The sequence below is a fragment of the Aliivibrio sp. SR45-2 genome, from assembly GCF_963890165.1.
In the GTDB taxonomy this organism is placed as follows: Bacteria; Pseudomonadota; Gammaproteobacteria; order Enterobacterales; family Vibrionaceae; genus Aliivibrio; species Aliivibrio salmonicida.
On the sequence record NZ_CAWPRC010000164.1, the window covers coordinates 1 to 19,845 of the forward strand.

12 protein-coding genes and 1 pseudogene are annotated in these 19,845 nt (G+C 39.5%); 2 read left to right on the forward strand and 11 right to left on the reverse strand.

All coding sequences use genetic code 11. The annotated features are described in order from the left end of the window. Both AACV33_RS13960 and AACV33_RS13965 read left to right on the forward strand, forming a co-directional pair. Positions 1-249, forward strand: a pseudogene (locus AACV33_RS13960) (iron ABC transporter permease); the annotation flags it as partial. Continuing rightward, entirely contained in the window at positions 249-1,289 is a 1,041-nt protein-coding gene (locus AACV33_RS13965) for an ABC transporter ATP-binding protein (RefSeq protein WP_065612248.1), read from the forward strand. The pseudogene AACV33_RS13960 and the gene AACV33_RS13965, both read left to right, overlap by 1 nt. A 92-nt stretch (positions 1,290-1,381) precedes the next feature. Here the strand turns inward: AACV33_RS13965 and AACV33_RS13970 are convergent, their stop codons facing one another. From AACV33_RS13970 to AACV33_RS14020, 11 genes are all read right to left on the reverse strand, one after another. Further along, the gene (locus AACV33_RS13970) at positions 1,382-2,794 is read right to left on the reverse strand and encodes a phosphoglucomutase/phosphomannomutase family protein (protein WP_017021776.1); all 1,413 of its coding nucleotides are present in this window, start codon (positions 2,792-2,794) and stop codon (positions 1,382-1,384) included. Between the two features lie 79 nt (positions 2,795-2,873). Beyond that, a complete protein-coding gene (locus tag AACV33_RS13975; RefSeq protein WP_065612247.1) occupies positions 2,874-5,279 on the reverse strand; it encodes a GH36-type glycosyl hydrolase domain-containing protein in 2,406 nt (801 codons plus the stop codon). Positions 5,280-5,317: 38 nt separating this feature from the next. Further along, the gene (locus AACV33_RS13980; RefSeq protein ID WP_065612246.1) at positions 5,318-7,222 is read right to left on the reverse strand and encodes a beta-N-acetylhexosaminidase; all 1,905 of its coding nucleotides are present in this window, start codon (positions 7,220-7,222) and stop codon (positions 5,318-5,320) included. A gap of 21 nt (positions 7,223-7,243) precedes the next feature. Then, on the reverse strand, positions 7,244-8,119 hold the full coding sequence (locus AACV33_RS13985; protein ID WP_017021779.1) for an N-acetylglucosamine kinase: 876 nt from the start codon (positions 8,117-8,119) through the stop codon (positions 7,244-7,246). After that, entirely contained in the window at positions 8,112-9,839 is a 1,728-nt protein-coding gene (locus AACV33_RS13990) for a glycoside hydrolase family 9 protein (RefSeq protein WP_182700335.1), read from the reverse strand. Before AACV33_RS13990 ends, AACV33_RS13985 begins: the two co-directional genes overlap by 8 nt. 51 nt (positions 9,840-9,890) lie before the next feature. Beyond that, positions 9,891-10,886 carry an ABC transporter ATP-binding protein gene (locus AACV33_RS13995; protein WP_023604539.1) on the reverse strand — a complete coding sequence of 332 codons (996 nt, stop codon included), beginning with the start codon at positions 10,884-10,886 and terminating at the stop codon, positions 9,891-9,893. Between the two features lie 23 nt (positions 10,887-10,909). Beyond that, entirely contained in the window at positions 10,910-11,893 is a 984-nt protein-coding gene (locus AACV33_RS14000) for an ABC transporter ATP-binding protein (protein WP_017021782.1), read from the reverse strand. Position 11,894: 1 nt separating this feature from the next. Beyond that, entirely contained in the window at positions 11,895-12,920 is a 1,026-nt protein-coding gene (locus AACV33_RS14005) for an ABC transporter permease (RefSeq protein ID WP_017021783.1), read from the reverse strand. Between the two features lie 2 nt (positions 12,921-12,922). Then, positions 12,923-13,909: an ABC transporter permease gene (locus AACV33_RS14010; protein ID WP_012551046.1), complete on the reverse strand. Its 987-nt coding sequence runs from the start codon at positions 13,907-13,909 to the stop codon at positions 12,923-12,925. A 146-nt stretch (positions 13,910-14,055) separates the two neighbouring features. Continuing rightward, on the reverse strand, positions 14,056-15,729 hold the full coding sequence (locus AACV33_RS14015) for an ABC transporter substrate-binding protein (RefSeq protein WP_017021784.1): 1,674 nt from the start codon (positions 15,727-15,729) through the stop codon (positions 14,056-14,058). Positions 15,730-16,342: 613 nt separating this feature from the next. Then, positions 16,343-19,726 (reverse strand): response regulator, encoded by a 3,384-nt coding sequence (locus AACV33_RS14020; protein ID WP_017021785.1) that lies wholly within the window; start codon positions 19,724-19,726, stop codon positions 16,343-16,345. Between the last annotated feature and the right edge of the window lie 119 nt (positions 19,727-19,845).

Consider the following 19,845-nt stretch of genomic DNA (forward strand, 5'->3'; position numbering starts at 1 on the left):
CGAGTTCATTTCCCATTAATTCGTCGTGGTTGTTTAATCGCTGGCTTATTGGTCTTTATTGAAACCATGAAAGAGTTGAATGCTGCACTATTGCTGCGCCCATTTAACTTTGAGACTTTGGCAACATATGTATTTAATTTTGCTTCTGATGAGCAATTAGAAATTGCAGCGATGCCTGCGGTATTATTGGTTTTGGTTGGATTGATCCCATTGATCATTGTTAACCGTTCTTTGGAGCGACATCATTAATGAACTCTGCACTATCTATATCTAATTTAACTTGTAGTTACCATGATCAGAATATCCTAACTCAGTTATCATTAACGGTTGAATCCGGTGAAATTGTTTGTTTGCTTGGTGCTAGTGGTTGCGGTAAGACGACATTATTAAAAGCTATTGCTGGTCTTTTACCCTTGTCGGAAGGTGAAATTAACCTTAATGGAAAAGTCATCACAAACAACAAGACGTGGTTGCCACCAGAGCAACGTAATATTGGGATGATCTTCCAAGACTATGCACTATTTCCACATCTTACCGTAAGCGAAAATATTGGCTTTGGATTAAAGGATTGGGAGAAGGTGCGGGCGGCAGATAAAGTAGAATCTATGCTTAACCTTGTTCATTTAAGCGGGTTTGGTGATCGTTACCCACATCAATTATCTGGCGGTCAGCAGCAACGTGTTGCAATTGCAAGAGCGTTAGCCAGCGAACCGGATCTTCTATTATTGGATGAACCCTTTTCTAATATCGACACTCAAGTTCGACATGATTTAATTAAAGAGATCCGCCGTATTTTTAAAGCTCAGGGCGTAACCGCTATTTTTGTGACTCATAGTCGTGAAGAGGCATTTGCTTTTTCTGATAAGTTAGCAGTAATGAATCACGGTGTGATTGAGCAATTCGGTAGTGCTAATGATTTATATTATTCACCAAACAGTCGTTTTGTCGCTGACTTTTTAGGTGGTGGATCGTATGTATCAGGAACGATTCAACAAGATGGAAATATTGATAGTGCCGTAGGTTTGATTTCTTGTGGTCGTAGTACTGAAGATACGAATAAAAAAGCAGATGTATTACTTCGTCCGCAAAATATTACGTTGTATCGTGATTCAAAAGGTACTGCTATTGTTAAAGAATTGCAGTTTATGGGGGATACTTGTCGATACGTAATTGAAGATGATGGGACGCAATTAATTGGTGTGTCTAATGATTCTTTATCTAATGGTGAGAAAGTGAGAATTGATATTAAACCTCATTGCCCAATTGTATTTCTTCAAGAGAACAACTAAGTATTTAAAACAAAAAGAACCCAGCTAATCGACTCAAGAATTAGCTGGGTTAAGTCTTTAGAAATGTATTTTTATTCAAAATACATTAGAAACTAAAGAGAAAGGAAAGCTTTCATTTCATTCAATATTTTTTCTGCTGTTAGTTGATCTTCCATTTCAGCAAAAATTCGTAGTAGGGGTTCTGTTCCTGAGAAGCGAGCAATTACCCAGCCGCCATTTTTAAAATAGACCTTCGCGCCATCTTCATAGCTGACTTTTTCTATTTCATATTCAAATTCTGGTAATTGTTGTTCAATATAAATTTTATTGTACAGTGCTTCTTTTTCGCTTGGTTTAAAAGTACAGTCGCCTTCGGCAGTATAGGCATAACCATATTTAGCATAAATTTCATCAAGCATTTCAGACAGTTTTTTACCAGTAACACTGATCATTTCAACTAATAAGCTTGAAGCGAATACGCCATCTTTACCTTTAATGTGGCCACGAATAGTTAAACCACCCGAACTTTCACCACCAAGTAAAGAATCATCCGCTTCCATTTGTGAACTAATATGCTTAAAGCCTACAGGAACCTCAAAGCTCTTTTCACCATGATCTGCTGCAACTTTGTCTAGTAAGTGTGTGGTTGCGATATTACGTACGACAGAGCCTTTCCAGCCTTTGTACTCAAGAAGATAATAATAAAGCAGTAATAACACTTCATTTGGGTGAATAAAGTGACCTTTTTCATCAATGATACCTAAGCGGTCGGCATCACCATCAGTACCGATACCTATATCATAGCCATCATGAGCAACTAAGTGCTTTAAGCGATATAGCGTAGCTGCATTTGGTGATGGCATTAAACCGCCAAACGACGGGTTTTCACCATCGTTGATAACATCAACATCACAGCGAGCACTGATTAATACTGTTTGTAAGGCATTTTTTGCAACCCCAAACATTGGGTCGATTAACACACGCAAGTTGGCTTTTTTAATTGAATCCATGTCAATTTTATCGATGATAGAATCAACAAAGGCATTCATTGGATTGATGATTTCGATACAACCGTCATTTAACGCGGCTTCAAAATCAACACTGCTTACATCTTGTTGCGTTAGGTGAGCGACTTGTTGTTCAATTTTTTGAGTAATAATTTCATCTGCATCTCGGCCTCCTTCAATAAACACTTTTATGCCATTGTAATCGGCTGGATTATGAGAGGCAGTGATACAAGCTGAGTAAATACATCCCATCTCTTTCGCTTGGTACATAACAATCGGGGTTGGGACGAATCGGTCAATAAAGCTTACTTTAATACCGTTTGCTGCGATTACTTCAGCAAACCATTTACCTGCTTTATCTGAAAGGAAGCGACGGTCATAGCCAATGACAAAGCCTTTTTCTTGAGCTTGTTCATTAATCATAATATTAGATAACGCTTGAGCGACAAGACGTACATTATCTTTAGTGAACTCTTCACCAATAAAAGCGCGCCATCCGCCAGTACCAAATTGAATCATTGTAAATTCCTTTTAGAGTAAGGAGCTTGCTATAAAGCTCCTTACTTTTGTCTTTACATTAGGTCGTTAATTAAACGAACTAACCCATAATAACGATAACGTCATTAACACTGCCTTCCGCTTGAACTGGAACAGCACCGTTAACTTCTTCGCCATTAATCGTGATAGATTGAACGCCTTTACTTACAGAGTTCGGATTTTTAACTTGAATATTGTAAGTCGCACCACGCCATTGACGCGTTACTGAGAATTCAGGCCAATCTGTTGGGATACAAGGATCAACCGTTAAGCCTTCAAACCCAACACGCACACCAAGAATAAAGTTAGTCACAGCGAAGTAAGCCCAGCCAGAAGTACCCGTTAACCAAGGGTGGTTAGCACGGCCATGATCTTGGTGATCTTTACCCATGATAAACTGTACATATGAATACGGTTCAGCCACACGCTTTTCAATCATGTCATTTTGGTTATATGGATTCAGTGCATCGTAAAATTTCATAGCACGGTCGCCACGACCTAATTTTGCTTCAGCGACCCAAGCCCATGGGTTTGGATGGGAGAAGATTGCGCCATTCTCTTTTACGCCTTGGTAAACTCGAGTAACAAAACCGATGTCATCATTTGGTGTTGAGAATGATGGTGAATTTAGGTGTAAGCCGTATTCAGAGAATAAGTTCTCATCAACTGCATCCATTGCTTTTTCGCCACGTTCTTGAGATACCGCGCCAGATAAAACAGCTAGCGTATTTGACTCAAGATGAACTCGACCTTCAGTTTGTTGTGCAGTACCAATTTTGTCGCCATCTTTAGTTAGGCCACGAATGTACCAACCACCTTCTTCATCCCAAAGGTGAGTTTCACACGCTTCGCGTACGTTCGCTGCCATTTCAGAGTATTTAGCCACATCGGCATCATTATTTCGGAATTTAGCTAAATCTAAGAACTCTTCTAATGCCCAGAAATGTAAGAATGAAACCATTGATGATTCACCACCACCAAGGTTTAGACAATCATTCCAATCTGCTCGTAAACCTTTACAAATGCCAGTACGGCCAACATATTCTGCTGAGAAATCTAACGCTGCTTTCATGTGTTCATAAACCGTAGCGTTACCGCCATCAGCGTATGGGATCACTTCATCGAAGAAAGAGTGTTCACCGGTTTCCATTACATATTTGATGATAGTTGGAACGATCCATAAATGGTCATCTGAACACGTATCTTCAATACCGTGGATCTTATCGTCATCCGATGGGGTTGGAACAACCGTAGGTGATTTTGATGGAACAACGTCTGCTTTTTCAGGATCAAACCAATCAGGATCAAATAAGTGTAGACCGTAACCCGCTTTCACTTGGCCGCGTAGTAAATCGACAATACGTTTACGTGTCATTTCAGGATTAGAGTGAGGAACAGAGATCGCATCTTGAGCAGTATCACGGTAGCCAAGGCCTGTACGTCCACCGACTTCAATGAATGAAGCAAAACGTGACCACACGACACAGGTTTCTGCTTGATACAGTGTCCAAGTGTTGATCATCGTATCCAAACCTTCGTTTGGTGATTTAACTTGGAATTTTTCACAACGCTCGCTCCAATGATCTTTGATCTCTTGGAATGCAGCATCAACATTTGCGACATCTTGGTATTTTTTACGTAGACGATCGCCATTGCCTTTACCTAGGCCAAGTACGTAAGCAAAGCGAACTTCTTCACCTGGTTGAATGGTGAATTGTTTATGAAGTGAGCCACAATGGTTGTAACAGGTTTGTGCAGAGTTAGAACACTGACCTTTTTCAACGGCGATTGGATTAGCTTCATCACGATATGCCCCTAAGAAAGTGTCACGTTGGCCGTCGTATGAATCAGGATCAAAGGTTGATGCTAAATAATAGAAACCTTCAAAATCATTGGTGTTGTAGTAAAGATCACATTCAATTACACCTTCAGTATAAGAAGTGCCAGCTGAATACAAGGACATTTGATGGTTTTGGTTATCTGATTGAATATGGCTGAATGAGAATTCAACAAAAGAGAATGCAGAGATAACACGAGGCTTATCGCTGGTATTCTTAATTACCACATCCCATACTTCGGCATCTTCACCTTTTGGAACAAATAAGGTTTTGGTTGCTTCAATGCCGTTGTAATCACATTTGAATTTAGAGTAAGAAAGGCCGTGGCGAACTTCGTAGCTTGCTTCATCTAAGCTTTTTGCTACTGGCTGCCATGAGATTGACCAGTAATCACCCGTTTCATCATCACGAAGGTATACATAGTGCCCTGGACGGTCAAAAGTACCGTTTGGACGGAATTTAGTAACACGATTGTACTCTGGAGAATTATAGAAAGAGTAACCGCCAGCATTATGAGAAATAACGGTACAGAATTTTTCTGTGCCTAAATAATTCGTCCATGGAGCTGGTACGTCAGGGCGTGTAATTACATATTCGCGATTGTCGTTATCAAAAAAGCCGTATTTCATTGTTTTATCCTTAACTAAAATACTAATAAATGGGTGACTTATGGTTGACGGAAATTAATACCCTGACGTGTTAGGGTTGGTAATCGTCCATTTAACCTTGATAAAAAGTCTGTCCAGTTTCTGTGTTGTTTTTGTGTCCACATACCTTCAGACATCGCTAAAAGGCGTGGGAAAATCATGTAATCCATGCGTTCTTGGTTATTGATGATTTCACACCAAAGCGCGCATTGAATACCAAGAATTCGTTTACGAATAGGGTCGTTATCAGCAAGCTCTGCTAATGGTTCATAGTTATATGCATCTTCAAGAGGTAGCACGTTAGCCCAATCGACCCCCGGTTCTTCAGGTGCATAATCTTGTGCCATATCTAGGTAAGTAGTTTGGCCTGGCTGAAGGACGACATCAAAGCCTTGTTTAGCACAGTTAAGTGCTGCTTCTTCACTTAACCAAGAGTAGATAACGGTATCTTTACTTACTTTGTTTCCATGTTGAGCTTCTTCCCAACCCAACATCTGCTTACCAAGTTGTTTGAGTTTATTTTCAGCATGACGTAATAAATGACCTTGTAGTTCAACTGGGTCGCTATAGCCTTGTTCTTTCATTAATGCTTGGCATTTTTGGCTATCAGTCCAGACACCTTTAGGTACTTCATCTGCACCTATGTGAATGTAAGGGGCTGGAAATAACGCCGCAATTTCTTCAAGTACAGTATCAATAAAGGTGTAAGTACCTTCAATCGCAGGAGACAACACATTATCGGTGTAATGCTGAATACTGCGGTAGTTTGAATGATCGTCTTTATCAACCAATAAATGAGGTAATGCTTTGATTGCTGCACGGCAGTGTCCCGGAATATCAATTTCAGGAATAACGGTGATACCACGCATGTCGGCATAAGCGATGACCTCTTTGATTTCTTCTTGTGAGTAAAATCCGCCGTGTTTTTTTGCTACGTGGGTATATTGAGGTTCTAGAGTTTCTTCAGGGCCGCGCCATGCGCCGATGTTAGTTAATTCTGGAAATGCTTTAATTTCAACACGCCAACCTTCGTCATCCGTTAGGTGCCAGTGGAAAACATTAAATTTATACTGGGCTAACTGATTGATAAGTCGTTTAACTCTTTCAAGAGGGTGGAAGTGTCTTGCACAATCGAGCATCATTCCGCGGTAATGAAAGCGAGGTTGGTCGATTATTTTTACACATGGAATTGTTTGATTTTGCTCACTTACTAGCTGCAATAAGGTGGCACACCCATGAGAAAAACCTTCGTTTGAGCCAGCTTTAATTTGTACGGTACTTTCTGTAACGGTAAGTTGGTATGCGCCTTTATCCAATGTTGGATTAGACATAAAAACAATATTACCGGTATTTTTGATGGCTAACTCTTGAGATGTTATTGCTGCGAGCTCCTCAATAAGCCATTGTGAGGCACCATTGGCTAGATGCGTCTGAATTTCTAATGACGTTTTATTGCTTAAAACAAATTGCCCATCAAGACGTTGAACCGATTCCGGTTTTGGTATTAATGATAATTCAGCCGAAGCGACTTTTGGTATTTGAGTTCTCTCTGAGTAAGGTGATGCTAAAACGATAGGAGAAATAGAAACATCTAAAAAATAGTTTTTATCATCTTGAGTAATAAAAATACTCGCATCATCAAGTCCATCAGAAATAAAGCGGAACGGGGCCGTTGCAATCGTAAATTCGATATAATAATGGTTGTTTGCTTTTAGTACTTGTTTCTCTTCGGGAGTTAATTTGCAGAAACTACCGACTTGCTCAAGTTTTCCTTGTGTGTTGCTGTTTGGTGCGATGAAGCGATCAATGGTGAAATGAAGTTGCCAATGATGAAGATCTACATCACTTAAATTATGTAATGTTAAACCAAAACGACTTAGGTTGTCTTTTTCAGACAAAACAGCAAGATCTACACGATAATCCATCATATTTTCCTTAATATAATGCTAGAACAGGTTATGTTCTGCTTTTCCTGCCATCATGATGCCACCTTCAATAGCATCAAATTGTGGTTGTACTAAATATTGGCGAATAGAAGGCGATAGCCATTCAACAATGCGTTCCCCAATACTTCCCATTAATGCAATTCTTGTTGCGCCTTTATTATGTAATGCCGTTAAATACATCTCGATGTCAGTTGCTGTTTGTTTTAACAGGTCAATCGCTAACGTATCGCCTTGTAGTGCGAAAGAGAAAATCTCAGGAGAGAATTGGCCATAATCACATGGTCGAGCGCGTTTAGACCAGTCAACGATACTGTCGATATCATGGTTGAAATGATGAATAACATGATCGGTTAGAGTTGTCGTAGGTTTTATACCATCATAAGCTAAAAGGGTATTTTGAATTAAACGTAATCCCATAATTGCCCCTCCACCTTGGTCTGAGATAGGGAATTCTCTTCCGCCGACAATATGTTGTTTTCCATCATTAATATAAATCCCACAAGACCCTGTTCCTGCGATCATTATTGCACCATTATCGCCATTATGAGCACCGAGACAGGCACCATATGCATCAGTATTTAACACCATAGATGCAAACGGGTGTTCTAATTCCATGAATGCATACCATGCCGATTTTTGTTCTGCACCCGCGAGAGCAAGACCAACATGCATACGTGTAAAGTCGAGTTCTGTTAGTTGATGTTGTGACGATGCTTGAGTAATTGCGGTGATAATTGAATCCATCGCGACATTGATACCAAGTAAGATATTCGCACTGCCACTCTTAGCTTCACCAAGTAATTCGCCTTGTTTATTGCGAATTCGAGCACGACAAGATGTACCGCCACCATCAATACCTACATACAGATCAGTCATTATTATTTACCTGCATTGATTGATAAGAATATTGAGATAAAATCGCCAGTAGGTACCATGCACCGTGAGGGATCCATTGCTCTCCCCAACGCCAGTTTTGTAACATGTCATCAGCGTGTGGGACTGGATTAAACGCAATATCGTCTTCATCTTCAAATCCACTAGTAATCCCGTTACATACACCACCTTTAGCATTAAAGAACCCAAGATGAGGAAGGTAATCTGGATTGTTATGTCCATGACCATCTAACATGCACATGTCATAAGGATTTAAACCTAATACCCAATTTAAATTTTGTTGAGCAAAGCATTCGAGTTTTTGTACCGTATTTTTAGAGGTGATATAAGGGAGAGCTAAGTAACTCATGCTTGCCAAAGAACCTAAACGTGCATTTTCACCTTGCCACCAATAGCCCGATTCATTGTCGTGGGCGACAAAAAAAGAACTGCGTTTATTATCATTTACTGGTTTTACATATTGGCGAGGATAGCCAAAAGGGTTACTGACTTCTGATGTTATTGTCAGTTCAAATTGAGCGGCTTGAGTTATTGTCAGTTGAGTGTTTGCTCGGCGACTATTATCCGTTTCAATATCGAGGTATTGAGAAAGCGCAATTGCAGGAAGCCCCGCTTCAGCCGCATGGTAATAAGGACGCTCTCCATTTTTAGTTGCAGACCAGAAATTATTTTGATTTTCATCACTTAGTTGGCGAGCAGATAATCTTTCAGCCCACACACGAGCTTCAATTAAGAAAGCGTTATTTTGGGTTGTTTTGAACAGTTCGATAACAGCAAGAAGGGCGCAATATTCATCAATAATATTTTCTTCACCGTTATTCAAGTAATTGAGATTGTTTTCTTTTAAGTGCCAATAGCCTTTAACTGCTGCGCTTAAATACTCGTCGTGAGTAAATTCACCTTCAGTACTTAAACGAGAAGCCGCCGCAAGAGCTGCAATGGATATACCACCACCTTGACGAAAACCAGCTTGATAATCATCAGACTTATGACCATTTTGAGTTGAATAAGCACAGATATCTCGTTGAGTTATATCTTTACTCCATTTATCAAAAACCGTCATATAGAAGAAACCTTCCGGACTTTGCATACGAACTAAGAAGTCAGCACCAAATAACGCCTCTTCCGTAAGACGAGTGCGAGAGAATGCAGCAAAATCCGATAGGTTTTGAGTTAACTCTAAGCCTTTAAGCATATTCCATACAACCATTGGAATTTGCTGAGGGTTTAAATAATTAGCGTAAGATAAGTGGCTTAAATACTTACTGACATCACCCGATGCGTCATACCAACCACCATGAACATCAATGGTTTCTTTGCTATTGATGATAGGGGCTTTTTTATCTTGTTTATCAAAAATACCACTACAACGTTGAGACTTAAAATAATGTAAAACATCAGAAAACGTGTTTTTCATTAGTAAATGGGTACCAATGGTAAAAGGGTGTGATTTACTGTCATTAATCGTGAGAATAAACTCACCTTGTTGATTAAAGTCTGAGAAATCAATCTCTGCAAAATACCCTTGATGCCATTTAGCAATTTGGAGTGATGAAGAAATAGAAAACTGATGTTTTACCTGTTGTGTTTGAGTACAAATAAGGTTGCCTAATAACTCTTTATTAAGAGGTGAATCAGTTAATAATACGGCTGATTTAGGTCCATTATGTTCATATCCAATGTGGTTTGTTAACAGTTGCATCTATTTCTCCAAAATACCAATTACTGCTGTTTGAGGTTAACTTGTGTGAAATTAATTTTCGAACAAGTAACAACGAACAAAATGGTTGTCTGACAGTTTTGTTACGCCAGGCATACGTTCTTTACATTTTTCAGTTACATGAGTACAACGCCCAGCAAAAGGACAACCTACTGATTCTGGAGTCCAAAGAGGAATTTCCCCTTTATTTCCTTTCAGTTTGGTATGAATCGACTTGCTTGGATCAGGTACAGCAGAAACTAACAATTGTGTATATGGGTGTTGTGGATCATGGATGATCTCATCGGTATCGCCCCATTCAACCATATGCCCAACGTACATTACCGCGAGATCTTCCGCGATGTAACGTGCTGTCGCGATATCGTGAGTGATATAAAGTAGAGACATTTCTTTCTCAAACTTCATTTCTTCCATCAGGTTAAGTACACCTGCACGGATAGATACATCAAGCATTGATGTTGGTTCATCAGCCAGAACAACTTCAGCACCTACTGCAATATTACGAGCTAAATTCACACGTTGACGTTGACCACCAGAAAGTTGATGTGGGTATTTTTCTGATGTTTCTTTTGGTGGATTTAGGCCGACCTGATCTAAAAGATCGAAAACGCGTTCTTGTAACTCTTGTTTGTTTCTAGGGTCTACTTTCTTATGGATAAGCAGTGGTCGAGCAATATGGTGAAAGATGTTATGGGTAGGGTTTAGAGATCCAAATGGGTCTTGCCATACCATTTGTACGCCTTCACGATAAGCCATCAGATCGTTTTTCTTGACGATATCCTGGATGTCGCGACCTTTATACTCGATAAGACCGTCTGTTGGCGCATACATTTTTGCTATCATTTTTGCTGTTGTAGATTTACCTGATCCAGATTCACCAACAACAGATAAGCCACGGCTTTTGTACATTTTGAAAGATACGTCATTAATTGCACGCATCATTGGTTGTTTGAGTGCGTTACTGCTGATAGGGAAATCTTTTACTAGATTTTTACCTTCAACTAATAGTTTGCCAAGTGGTTTGCTCATAATTTACTCCAGATAATCCGTTATTATGCTTTTGCTTGTCTAATTGGTTCACCGTATAGATGACAATTAGATAAGTGGCCAATTTCAATCTGACGTAATTGTGTCGGTACTGAACGACATGTATCGTGTACGCGGTCACAACGTGATTGGAAGCGGCAGCCTTGTGGGATCTCAAGTAAATTTAATGGGTTTCCTGGGATACCTGTTAACTTAGTTTTTGGCCCCGTTAGTGGTGGAAATGAACTCCCCAACCCTTTCGTATATGGGTGATAAGGTGAGGTTAAGATCTCTTTTGAAGAGGCAACTTCAATTAACTCACCTGAGTACATGATCCCAATGCGATCTGAAAACTCAACCATTAACGATAGATCGTGCGTAATGAATAGAATAGAAAAACCAAACTCTTCTTTAAGCGCGTAAATTTTCTGTAGAATTTCACGTTGAACGACAACATCAAGTGCGGTTGTTGGTTCGTCCATGATGATCATTTTAGGATTAAGTGCTAATGCAATAGCAATCACCAAACGTTGACGCATACCACCAGAAAACTGGTGAGGGTAATCCGTTAAACGGTTTGGGTGAATATCAACAATTTCTAACAAACCTTGAGCACGAACAATCGCTTGTGCACGAGTCATCGTTGTGTGGCGCATAATTACGTCACAAAATTGCTCTTCGATTGTTAATACAGGGTTCAATGCGTTCATGGCACTTTGGAATACCATGGACATTTCACTCCAACGGAATGCCTGCATTTGTTTATCGCTGTATTTTAAAATATCACGGCCATCGAATATTACTTCACCACCGGTGATAAATGCTGGTGGCTTATGCAAGCGCATTAAAGAGAATGCAATAGTTGATTTTCCACAACCAGATTCACCTGCTAAACCAAAGACTTCACCTTTACCAATGTCAAAACTCACATTGTTTACAGCACGTACATCACCTGATTCAGTAATGTAATCCACACACAGATTGCGGATAGAAATTTGCGGGTCAGTCATATCAATCTTCCCTGTTCCAATTTAATACTGGTTTACCTAGGTCTGGTTTACGCTCGTTTGTATCTTGAGCGGCTAGTTTTTTCCAACGTTTCATTCCTTTGTGAGAACGAAGTTGTGGGTTAGCGATTTCATCAACGGCGAAGTTAAGCATTGCAAGACCGACAGCGAGAAGTGTCAGAGCCATACAAGGTGCAATCAGCTCCCACCATGCGCCAATTAGGATAGATGATGATGTTTGTACGTTGTACAACATGATGCCCCAGCTAATGGTACTTGGGTCACCAAGACCTAAGAATGAAATGGTTGCTTCCATCATGATGGCGTACATTACTGAACCAATGAAACTTGCGCCTACAATTGAAATAAGGTTTGGAAGAATTTCAACAAAAATGATGCGCAATGAAGATTCACCTAAAACCTCTGCCGCTCTAACAAATTCTTTTTCACGTATTGATAAGGTTTGAGCTCGAATAACACGTGCGCCCCATGCCCAGGACGTACACCCAATAATCAAAGTAATGGTTACGGGGCCCGCCTCACCGATGAATGCAGCAAGAACGAACAGTAATGGATATTGTGGAATAACTAGCATGATGTTCATTGCTGCGGTTAAGATATCATCGACTTTTCCGCCGAAATAACCCGCAGAGATACCAATTACGGTTGCTAAGAAACACACCACTAAACCAGCACCAAAACCAACCGCCAGTGATACACGAGCGCCATGAGCAAGTTGAGACCAAACATCACGTCCCATACGTGTTGTTCCCATTACGTGATCTGCTTTTTTAGACATTAATAAAGAACGACGGTCAGTGGCTAAATTTTCTGAAACCCATCCATCAGGATTGTTTTCAGCCGCATTGACAACAAAGCTTGGGTATTCATGTGGATTACCTGTTCGTTTATCTGGTGCGTGGTCACTTAAAAATGGAGCAAATACAGCGACGAAGATAAACGTAAATAAGATACCTAAACCAAACAGTGACTTAGAGTTACCAGTAAGAAGTTTAATTAAGTTTTTCATTATTATTTTCCTCCCTTGCGTAAGCGAGGGTCTAGAACAACGTATAACATGTCTGCAAGAAGGTTAAAGAACAGCATAAACAGAGTCATGATTAATAGCTGACCTTGAAGTACTTGGTAATCACGAGAATTAATGGCGTTGAATAATACAGAGCCAAGACCCGGGTAGTTAAAAATGATTTCAACAATAAGTTGACCGCCAATAGCCATACCTAAAGACATTGATAAAGCAGTAACGCTTGGTAGCATTGCGTTACGAGCTGCGTAGTTAAATACCACTCTGTTTTCACTCAATCCCTTGCCTTTTGCCATGGTGATGTAGTCTTCACCAAGCAGATTAATCATGTTGTTACGCATGTTTATCAGGAAGCCACCAATTTGAACTATTGATGCACACAACAAAGGAAGAATAGCGTGGTAAGCGACATCTTTAATAAATGCCCAGCTAGTCCAGTCGGGAATATTACCTGGTGTATATGCATAACCTGTGGGGAACCACTTTAATCCCACGGCAAAAGTAAACATGGCAAGCATCGCAATAACTACTTGTGGTACCGCTTGGATAACCAACATCCCAGGAGAGATAAATGTGTCATAAGCGCTGCCTCGTTTCCAAGCCGCAAAAATACCTAATATAGATCCTAGAGAGAAAGATAGAACAACCGCAGTACCCGCCAAGAAAAGAGACCAACCAAATGCGCCACCTAATAGTGTATTTACACTTAGAGGGTAGAATTTAATTGAAGTACCTAATTCCCAAGTTAGGATATTTTTAATATAGATAAAGTATTGCTGATAAAGAGGCCCATCAACAAAACCAAGTAGTTGTTTCATAGCTTCGATACGCTCAGGAGTTACCTGAGTAGTCGCATTCGCGAACATCATGGTAACTGGGTCACCTGGCATTGCTCGCGGTATAATAAAGTTAATCGTTGCAGCAACGACCAACGCAATAAAATAGAACGATAAACGTCTTAGAAAAAATCCCATAATTCACACCTTACTCATCCAGATATTATTTGCCTGACCTGGAAATCAGGACGCAAAATCCCCTGACGACGAGCGCCAATCCTTTAGCTAATAGGGAAGGGGGAATAGGCGGTGCACAAGAGATGCACCGCAAAAGTTGTTACATATTACTTAACAGGCTTTAGGTCAAGAACATGTAGAAGACGTTCAGGAATACCAGCCCAGATGTTTGGACGGCCCTTAGGATTCTTCTCGTTCCACCAGCCAGTGAAGCGTTGTGTGTTGTATTGGTACATGTAAGCACCAGACAAGATTGGTAGTGTTACTTGGTTTTCAGCGATGATCTTCTGAATACCATGAGCGATTTCAATTTGCTCTTCTTTGTCTGCTGTTTTGTAGAAGCTATCAAGTAGTGCATCTAGTTTCGCATCTTTAAAGTAGTGCATTGCGAAACGAGGCATACCATCGCCTTCTTGTAGTGCTGAGTTGTATGCACTGTTCCAGTAAAGGTGTGGATCGGCACCGTGGAAGTAGTTAGTGAAAGCTACATCATATGTGCCTTCTAGCATCGCTTGGTTATAAACCGCAAACTCAGGAGTACGAGCTTTTGTTTTAATGCCAACTTCATCTAGTTGTTCAACCGCAAGTTGTACTGTGTTATTAAAATCAGTCCAGCCATTTGGTGATTGGATTAGAAGCTCAAATGGTTTACCTGATGGCGTATCAACATAGCCATCGCCATTTACATCTTTAAATCCAGCGTCAGCTAATTGCTTCTTCGCACCTTCAACGTTGTATGTGTTGAATTTTTTGTATTTATTATGAATTGTTTCGTCAGACCATGCTTCAAATGCATAACCAAGACCTGATGCGAAATCATTCACTGTACCGCCACCGTAGAATGCGATGTCGATGATAGTTTGACGGTCAAGAGCCATACCCATAGCGCGACGGAATTCAACGTTTGTTAACGCTTCGTTTTTAGCTGCATCTGGGTTTTTGAAGTTAACCATCAACGCTTGAGTACCTGATGGCGGGTACCAGTATTGGTGATTTGGACTTGCTGATGCGTAAGTACGGTCGATGTCAGGAATGAACGATGAAGTCCAATCTAGCTCAGAGTTTACGATTTTACCAAGTAGCTGGTCATTATTCGCAATTTGAGGAACACGTAAACAATCAACATCTAGGTTCGCATTATCCCAGTAGTTAGGGTTACGACACTGAATGTAAAGTTGAGGTGTAAATGTATCGATTTCAGTGAACGGACCAGTACCGACTGGATTTTCATTAGTAAACGTTGTTGGGTTTTCAACTTTTGACCAAATGTGCTCAGCAACAACTGGAACTAATGAAATTTCGTAAGGTACGTTTGAGTTAGCTTCAGACAAAGTGAATTTAACTTGGTATTCATTCAAACGTTCAACTTTAGTAACCCACTTATTGATACCACGTTGGTCAAGTTCTGGCTTGTCCTTCAGTAGTTGATAAGAGTAGATAACATCATCAGCAGTAAATTTTTCGCCATCAGACCATTTAACGCCTTTACGAATGTCAAAAGTAACACTCATTAGGTCGTCTGACATACGGAAGTCTTCTGCAAGACGCATTACAGGTTCATTACCATGCATTTCATTAAAGATAACTAATGGCTCGTAAACAAAATCAGTTGTTGTACGAAGGTTAGTGGCAAGGTATGGGTTAAAGTTTTGAATCATTGTAGGGTAGAAATCAGGTACTATTGTTAGCTCACTGCGAGCTGCTGCATCTGTAGCAGCAAAACCAGTTGTTGCTGCTAATACTGCAGCAGCTAATGTAGTTTTTTTAATATTGGCAAGCATAGCTGTTCCTTACTCTTTGCTTTAGTTTCACGATTATACATATTTAACAATTTGCTAAATACACATTAAGGCATACCTCAAATACCAATTTTTCCAGAACATCCTAAATGGTTGTTGAGTGGTCTGTATGCCTTGGGCATGTATAGAAAAACGTTTTCTGACTAAAACGTCAATTGAGATTACCGTTAAAAACGGCAAAATCAGCTTTTCTCACGTCAAAAACGTCATTTTTGTTTTTTACGAGTGAATTTTGCACAATTAGCCTAATGTGACCAGCCTCTTGTTTACATCGTTCTATAAAACGAATGGTTGGTGGTTACTTACTTTTTAGGCGTTTATTTAAATGGCTTTGTGTCTTCATCGGAGAGATAGTGATAAGTATCACGTGTGATCTCTGTCATTAATTTCACCGCTAAAATTATCACCGCATGTTTGTTGTGAGTGGCTTCTCATTCTTATGACAAATATATTATTTACAACTTATTTGTCGATTTTTTAGCGTAATTTTATCTTTTTAAGTCGTGAGTTTTTATCTTAATTCGCTGAGGAAAATTGTGTAGGTATAAAAAAGCCTGCAATATATTGCAGGCTTTTAGTCGGAGATTTGCGATGATTAATTTGATGAAATAAGAATTTGAAGCTTATCTTTTATTCTTATGAGCTTCTCTCTGTCTTGGTTGTGTTCGTTACAATGTTCTAGAATATATTCCAATGTACTGACTACCGTTCGCCAACGTGGTGTTTTAGGGAGAGACTCAACTCGTAAATACTTATCTAGCGTGCGAGTTTGCAATGTGCTTCTATCAAGATATACGCGCCATAATCCACTTTCTTCTGCGAGTGTAAATTTTGAATGCCCAGTAGATTCTTCCCAATATGATAGGGCAGATATCATGCCATCAACAATGAGCTCTCGCATAATTGTTCCTTTATCTTCTTTATTTTCATTCGCTTTAATTGCCAATTGTGCAATGTCACCACCAATAGAAGACAAAGAGTTAAGCTTTTGCTTATCTCCTTCGAAAGCAAACGCGGACAACGCCTCTACCGCGCTTTCTAAATCATATATACGCTGCTCACTGGCTTCATTTTTATGACTAACAATAAGCATTAGAGATAAGCCTGATGCGGGAGGTAGGTGTACTAAGTCAGCATTAATTTGTTCAATAGAACCATCAATATAGACATCGATATTACCTCTATAATGTTTATCACCTTCAATTAAGCTGCGTTTAGCTATTAATTCATCAATTGAATATCGTGATAATTGCTCTTCTGTACGTAAGAAAAGTTTTGCTGCTGCATGGTTTACATATTGAATTTTACCGTCAGATTTAGCACAAATAATGGCTTCTTGGGCATGGTTTAGTTGCCCTAAGATATGAGTTTGTGTTTCTAATAAACTGGCTTCTACTTTTTCTCTATGTCGGATCTCTTGCTGTAAGCGATCATTCTCTGTTAGCCTTATTTCTGCTTGGCTTGCTTGTAAATGTGCTTTTATCCTTGCCGCCAGCTCTTGTTTATTAAATGGTTTACTCAAATAGTCATTAGCACCTGATTCAAAACCTCTCACTCTATCTTGAGTTTGGTTTAAAGCCGTGAGCATGATAATAGGCAGTTGAGAGTGGCTATATTGCTTTCTGACCTCCTGGCATACTTCATATCCACTCATTCCTGGCATCATGACATCTAGTAGCACTAATTCAGGCGTTTCTTCTTCTAATTGTTTTAATGTCTCAGGGCCATCATTGGCCGTTTTTACGCGATAGCCTTCCAGTTTTAAGAAACTACTTAACACTTGTAAATTAACGGGCTCATCATCAGCAACAAGAAGTAAAGGACCATTCGGATTTTCTGGTTGAGTTTCATCTAAATCGTCTAAATTATATTCTAGTTTTTCTGGTGTTTGATAATGAGCAATATCTTCTTTTGTTAGGGATTTATGTTGTTGAATTTGATCTTTAGACGCTAAAGGTAAAGTAAAGCTAAAGGTCGCGCCAACCATTGGTTGGCTGCTTACGTACAGCGATCCACCCATTAATTCTATTAATTGGCGACTGATTGACAAACCAAGCCCTGATCCTTGGCGATAGCGATTAGAATCATGCCCTGCTTGAATTAAGGGTTCAAAAATATGCTCTAATTCATCAGCAGGAATACCATGACCAGTATCGACAACTTGAACTCGTAAGAATTGATCGACAACACTTGCTGAAATAACAATCTTTCCTTCTGAAGTGTATTTAATCGCATTACCGATTAAATTATAAAGTACTTGTTCTAATCGTTGTTCATCAGCATAGACAGAAGGTAAAGACTTATCTACTTGATTGATTATTCTTATTGGTTTGTTGCCCAGTAAATGATGCGATAGCTCTAAAACCAAACTTGTTGCCGATGATAAGTCGGCAACGTGGCGATTTATATCCAGATTGCCGTGACGCATTTTGTGGTAATCCAAAAGATCATTCACTAAGTTGGTTAGGCGCTGGCCACTATTAATTATAATTTCTAATTGATGACGATGAGAAGCGGAGATTGGACCATTAGCACCAGTATAAAGGGCTTCAGCAATACCGACCATACCGTGTAATGGTGTTCTTAATTCATGAGATGTGGTGGCTAGAAATTCATCTTTGAGTTTATCAGCCGCTTCTAATTCTTGGTTTTTATGTTGAATAATAGAAAGATTTGTTTCTAATTCTTCATTTTGAGCTTTGATTAATTGAATTTTTTCACGAATAGATCGCTGCATACGTGCAAAGCTGACAGCTAATCGTCCTATTTCATCTTTTCGATCGGTGCTGATCATTTTTTGATCGAGATCGCCTGCCGAGAGTCTCTCTGCTACCCACGTTAACCTCAATAAAGGTGCAGTAATTGAATTTGATAAGAAATGGGAAGCAATAACAACACACACAATGGCTAATATCATCGCGATAACAAAAATTTGTTCTAATTGTTTGATACGAGAGAAGGCTTCTTTTTCTGGTAATTCAACAGAGAGCCCCCATACTTTGTCGTCAATGTGAACCACGGTAAAAGCAGAAAGCACGCTATTGTTGTTCTTATCAGTAAAACTGCCTACGTCAGTTTTCCCGCTTAATGCTTGAATAATATTTTCAGATGTATTTTTATCGGTACTGATACCACTAATTAAAGAAAGAGAATTATCACCAACAAGATAGCTTTTTATCGATGATGAATCTTGTTGTCCATTTTTTAATAGCAGGCTTAGACCGTTGTTTGGCAGTTTAAACAAGACAAAGCTGTGCAAATAACCTTGCTGTACAATTGGTGCAGCAAACCAAGAGACATTTTCTCCATTCATAATAGAAAAGTCAGAAAATACGACAGGAATATCGTCTTTATTTTCTGGTTTTTCCATCATAGACCGAATTTTACTGTAGGTTTTTCCAAGTGGTGTGTCGTGGTATTTTCCCGTAATTAAATTAGTACCGTAGTTATCTTCTTTTTTCTGGGAATAAACGACATTACCATCGATATCGACTAAAAGAATGTCAGTGAAATCAGATCGCTTTAATAGTTCAAGGTATGCCCAGTGGTATCGTTTATGAAGTAAACGATAGCGCTCACTACCAATATAAGAATCGGATTCAGGAAGAATACTGGTTCGTATTTTATTACCAGAGCCGCCAATGTATCGAATTTGAGCATTGCTCCTCGCATCTTCAATCGTATTACCAAGGCGAGGGAAGGCACTAATTAAACCATAGAAACGCCCACCACTAGCATTGGCTAACTCGGAACGAGCAAAGCCAAGTACTTCTGATTTACGAGCTTTGAAGTAGTTACTTACTTGCTGCTCTTTATTGTCTCTTAATGAAACAAGATGCGCGGTACTTTGAGTTGCGAGATCTTGGCTATGTGAGTGTAGAAAAAATATAGCAATAACAGAAAGAGGAGTAATACTTAAAACAAGAAATGCAATCATTAACGTATTTTGAAGACGTTTAAAGTGTTGTTTTTTATCCATTTGAAGGCCTAATATGCACTGTTATCCGTTCAGCGAAATTGACACGATTGACGTATCAATGAAAATATGAAGTTTATTAATAACGAGGAACTCTGCTGCCTCTTATACGTAAATCACGT

Coding starts and splice junctions, on each gene's coding strand:
- AACV33_RS13980 (WP_065612246.1), bottom strand. CDS start 7,222: ATGGATTATCGTGTAGATCTTGCTGTTTTGTCTGAAAAAGACAACCTA.
- AACV33_RS13990 (WP_182700335.1), bottom strand. CDS start 9,839: ATGCAACTGTTAACAAACCACATTGGATATGAACATAATGGACCTAAA.
- AACV33_RS13975 (WP_065612247.1), bottom strand. CDS start 5,279: ATGAAATACGGCTTTTTTGATAACGACAATCGCGAATATGTAATTACA.
- AACV33_RS13965 (WP_065612248.1), top strand. CDS start 249: ATGAACTCTGCACTATCTATATCTAATTTAACTTGTAGTTACCATGAT.
- AACV33_RS14020 (WP_017021785.1), bottom strand. CDS start 19,726: ATGGATAAAAAACAACACTTTAAACGTCTTCAAAATACGTTAATGATT.
- AACV33_RS14000 (WP_017021782.1), bottom strand. CDS start 11,893: ATGACTGACCCGCAAATTTCTATCCGCAATCTGTGTGTGGATTACATT.
- AACV33_RS14005 (WP_017021783.1), bottom strand. CDS start 12,920: ATGAAAAACTTAATTAAACTTCTTACTGGTAACTCTAAGTCACTGTTT.
- AACV33_RS13985 (WP_017021779.1), bottom strand. CDS start 8,119: ATGACTGATCTGTATGTAGGTATTGATGGTGGCGGTACATCTTGTCGT.
- AACV33_RS14015 (WP_017021784.1), bottom strand. CDS start 15,729: ATGCTTGCCAATATTAAAAAAACTACATTAGCTGCTGCAGTATTAGCA.
- AACV33_RS13970 (WP_017021776.1), bottom strand. CDS start 2,794: ATGATTCAATTTGGTACTGGCGGATGGCGCGCTTTTATTGGTGAAGAG.
- AACV33_RS14010 (WP_012551046.1), bottom strand. CDS start 13,909: ATGGGATTTTTTCTAAGACGTTTATCGTTCTATTTTATTGCGTTGGTC.
- AACV33_RS13995 (WP_023604539.1), bottom strand. CDS start 10,886: ATGAGCAAACCACTTGGCAAACTATTAGTTGAAGGTAAAAATCTAGTA.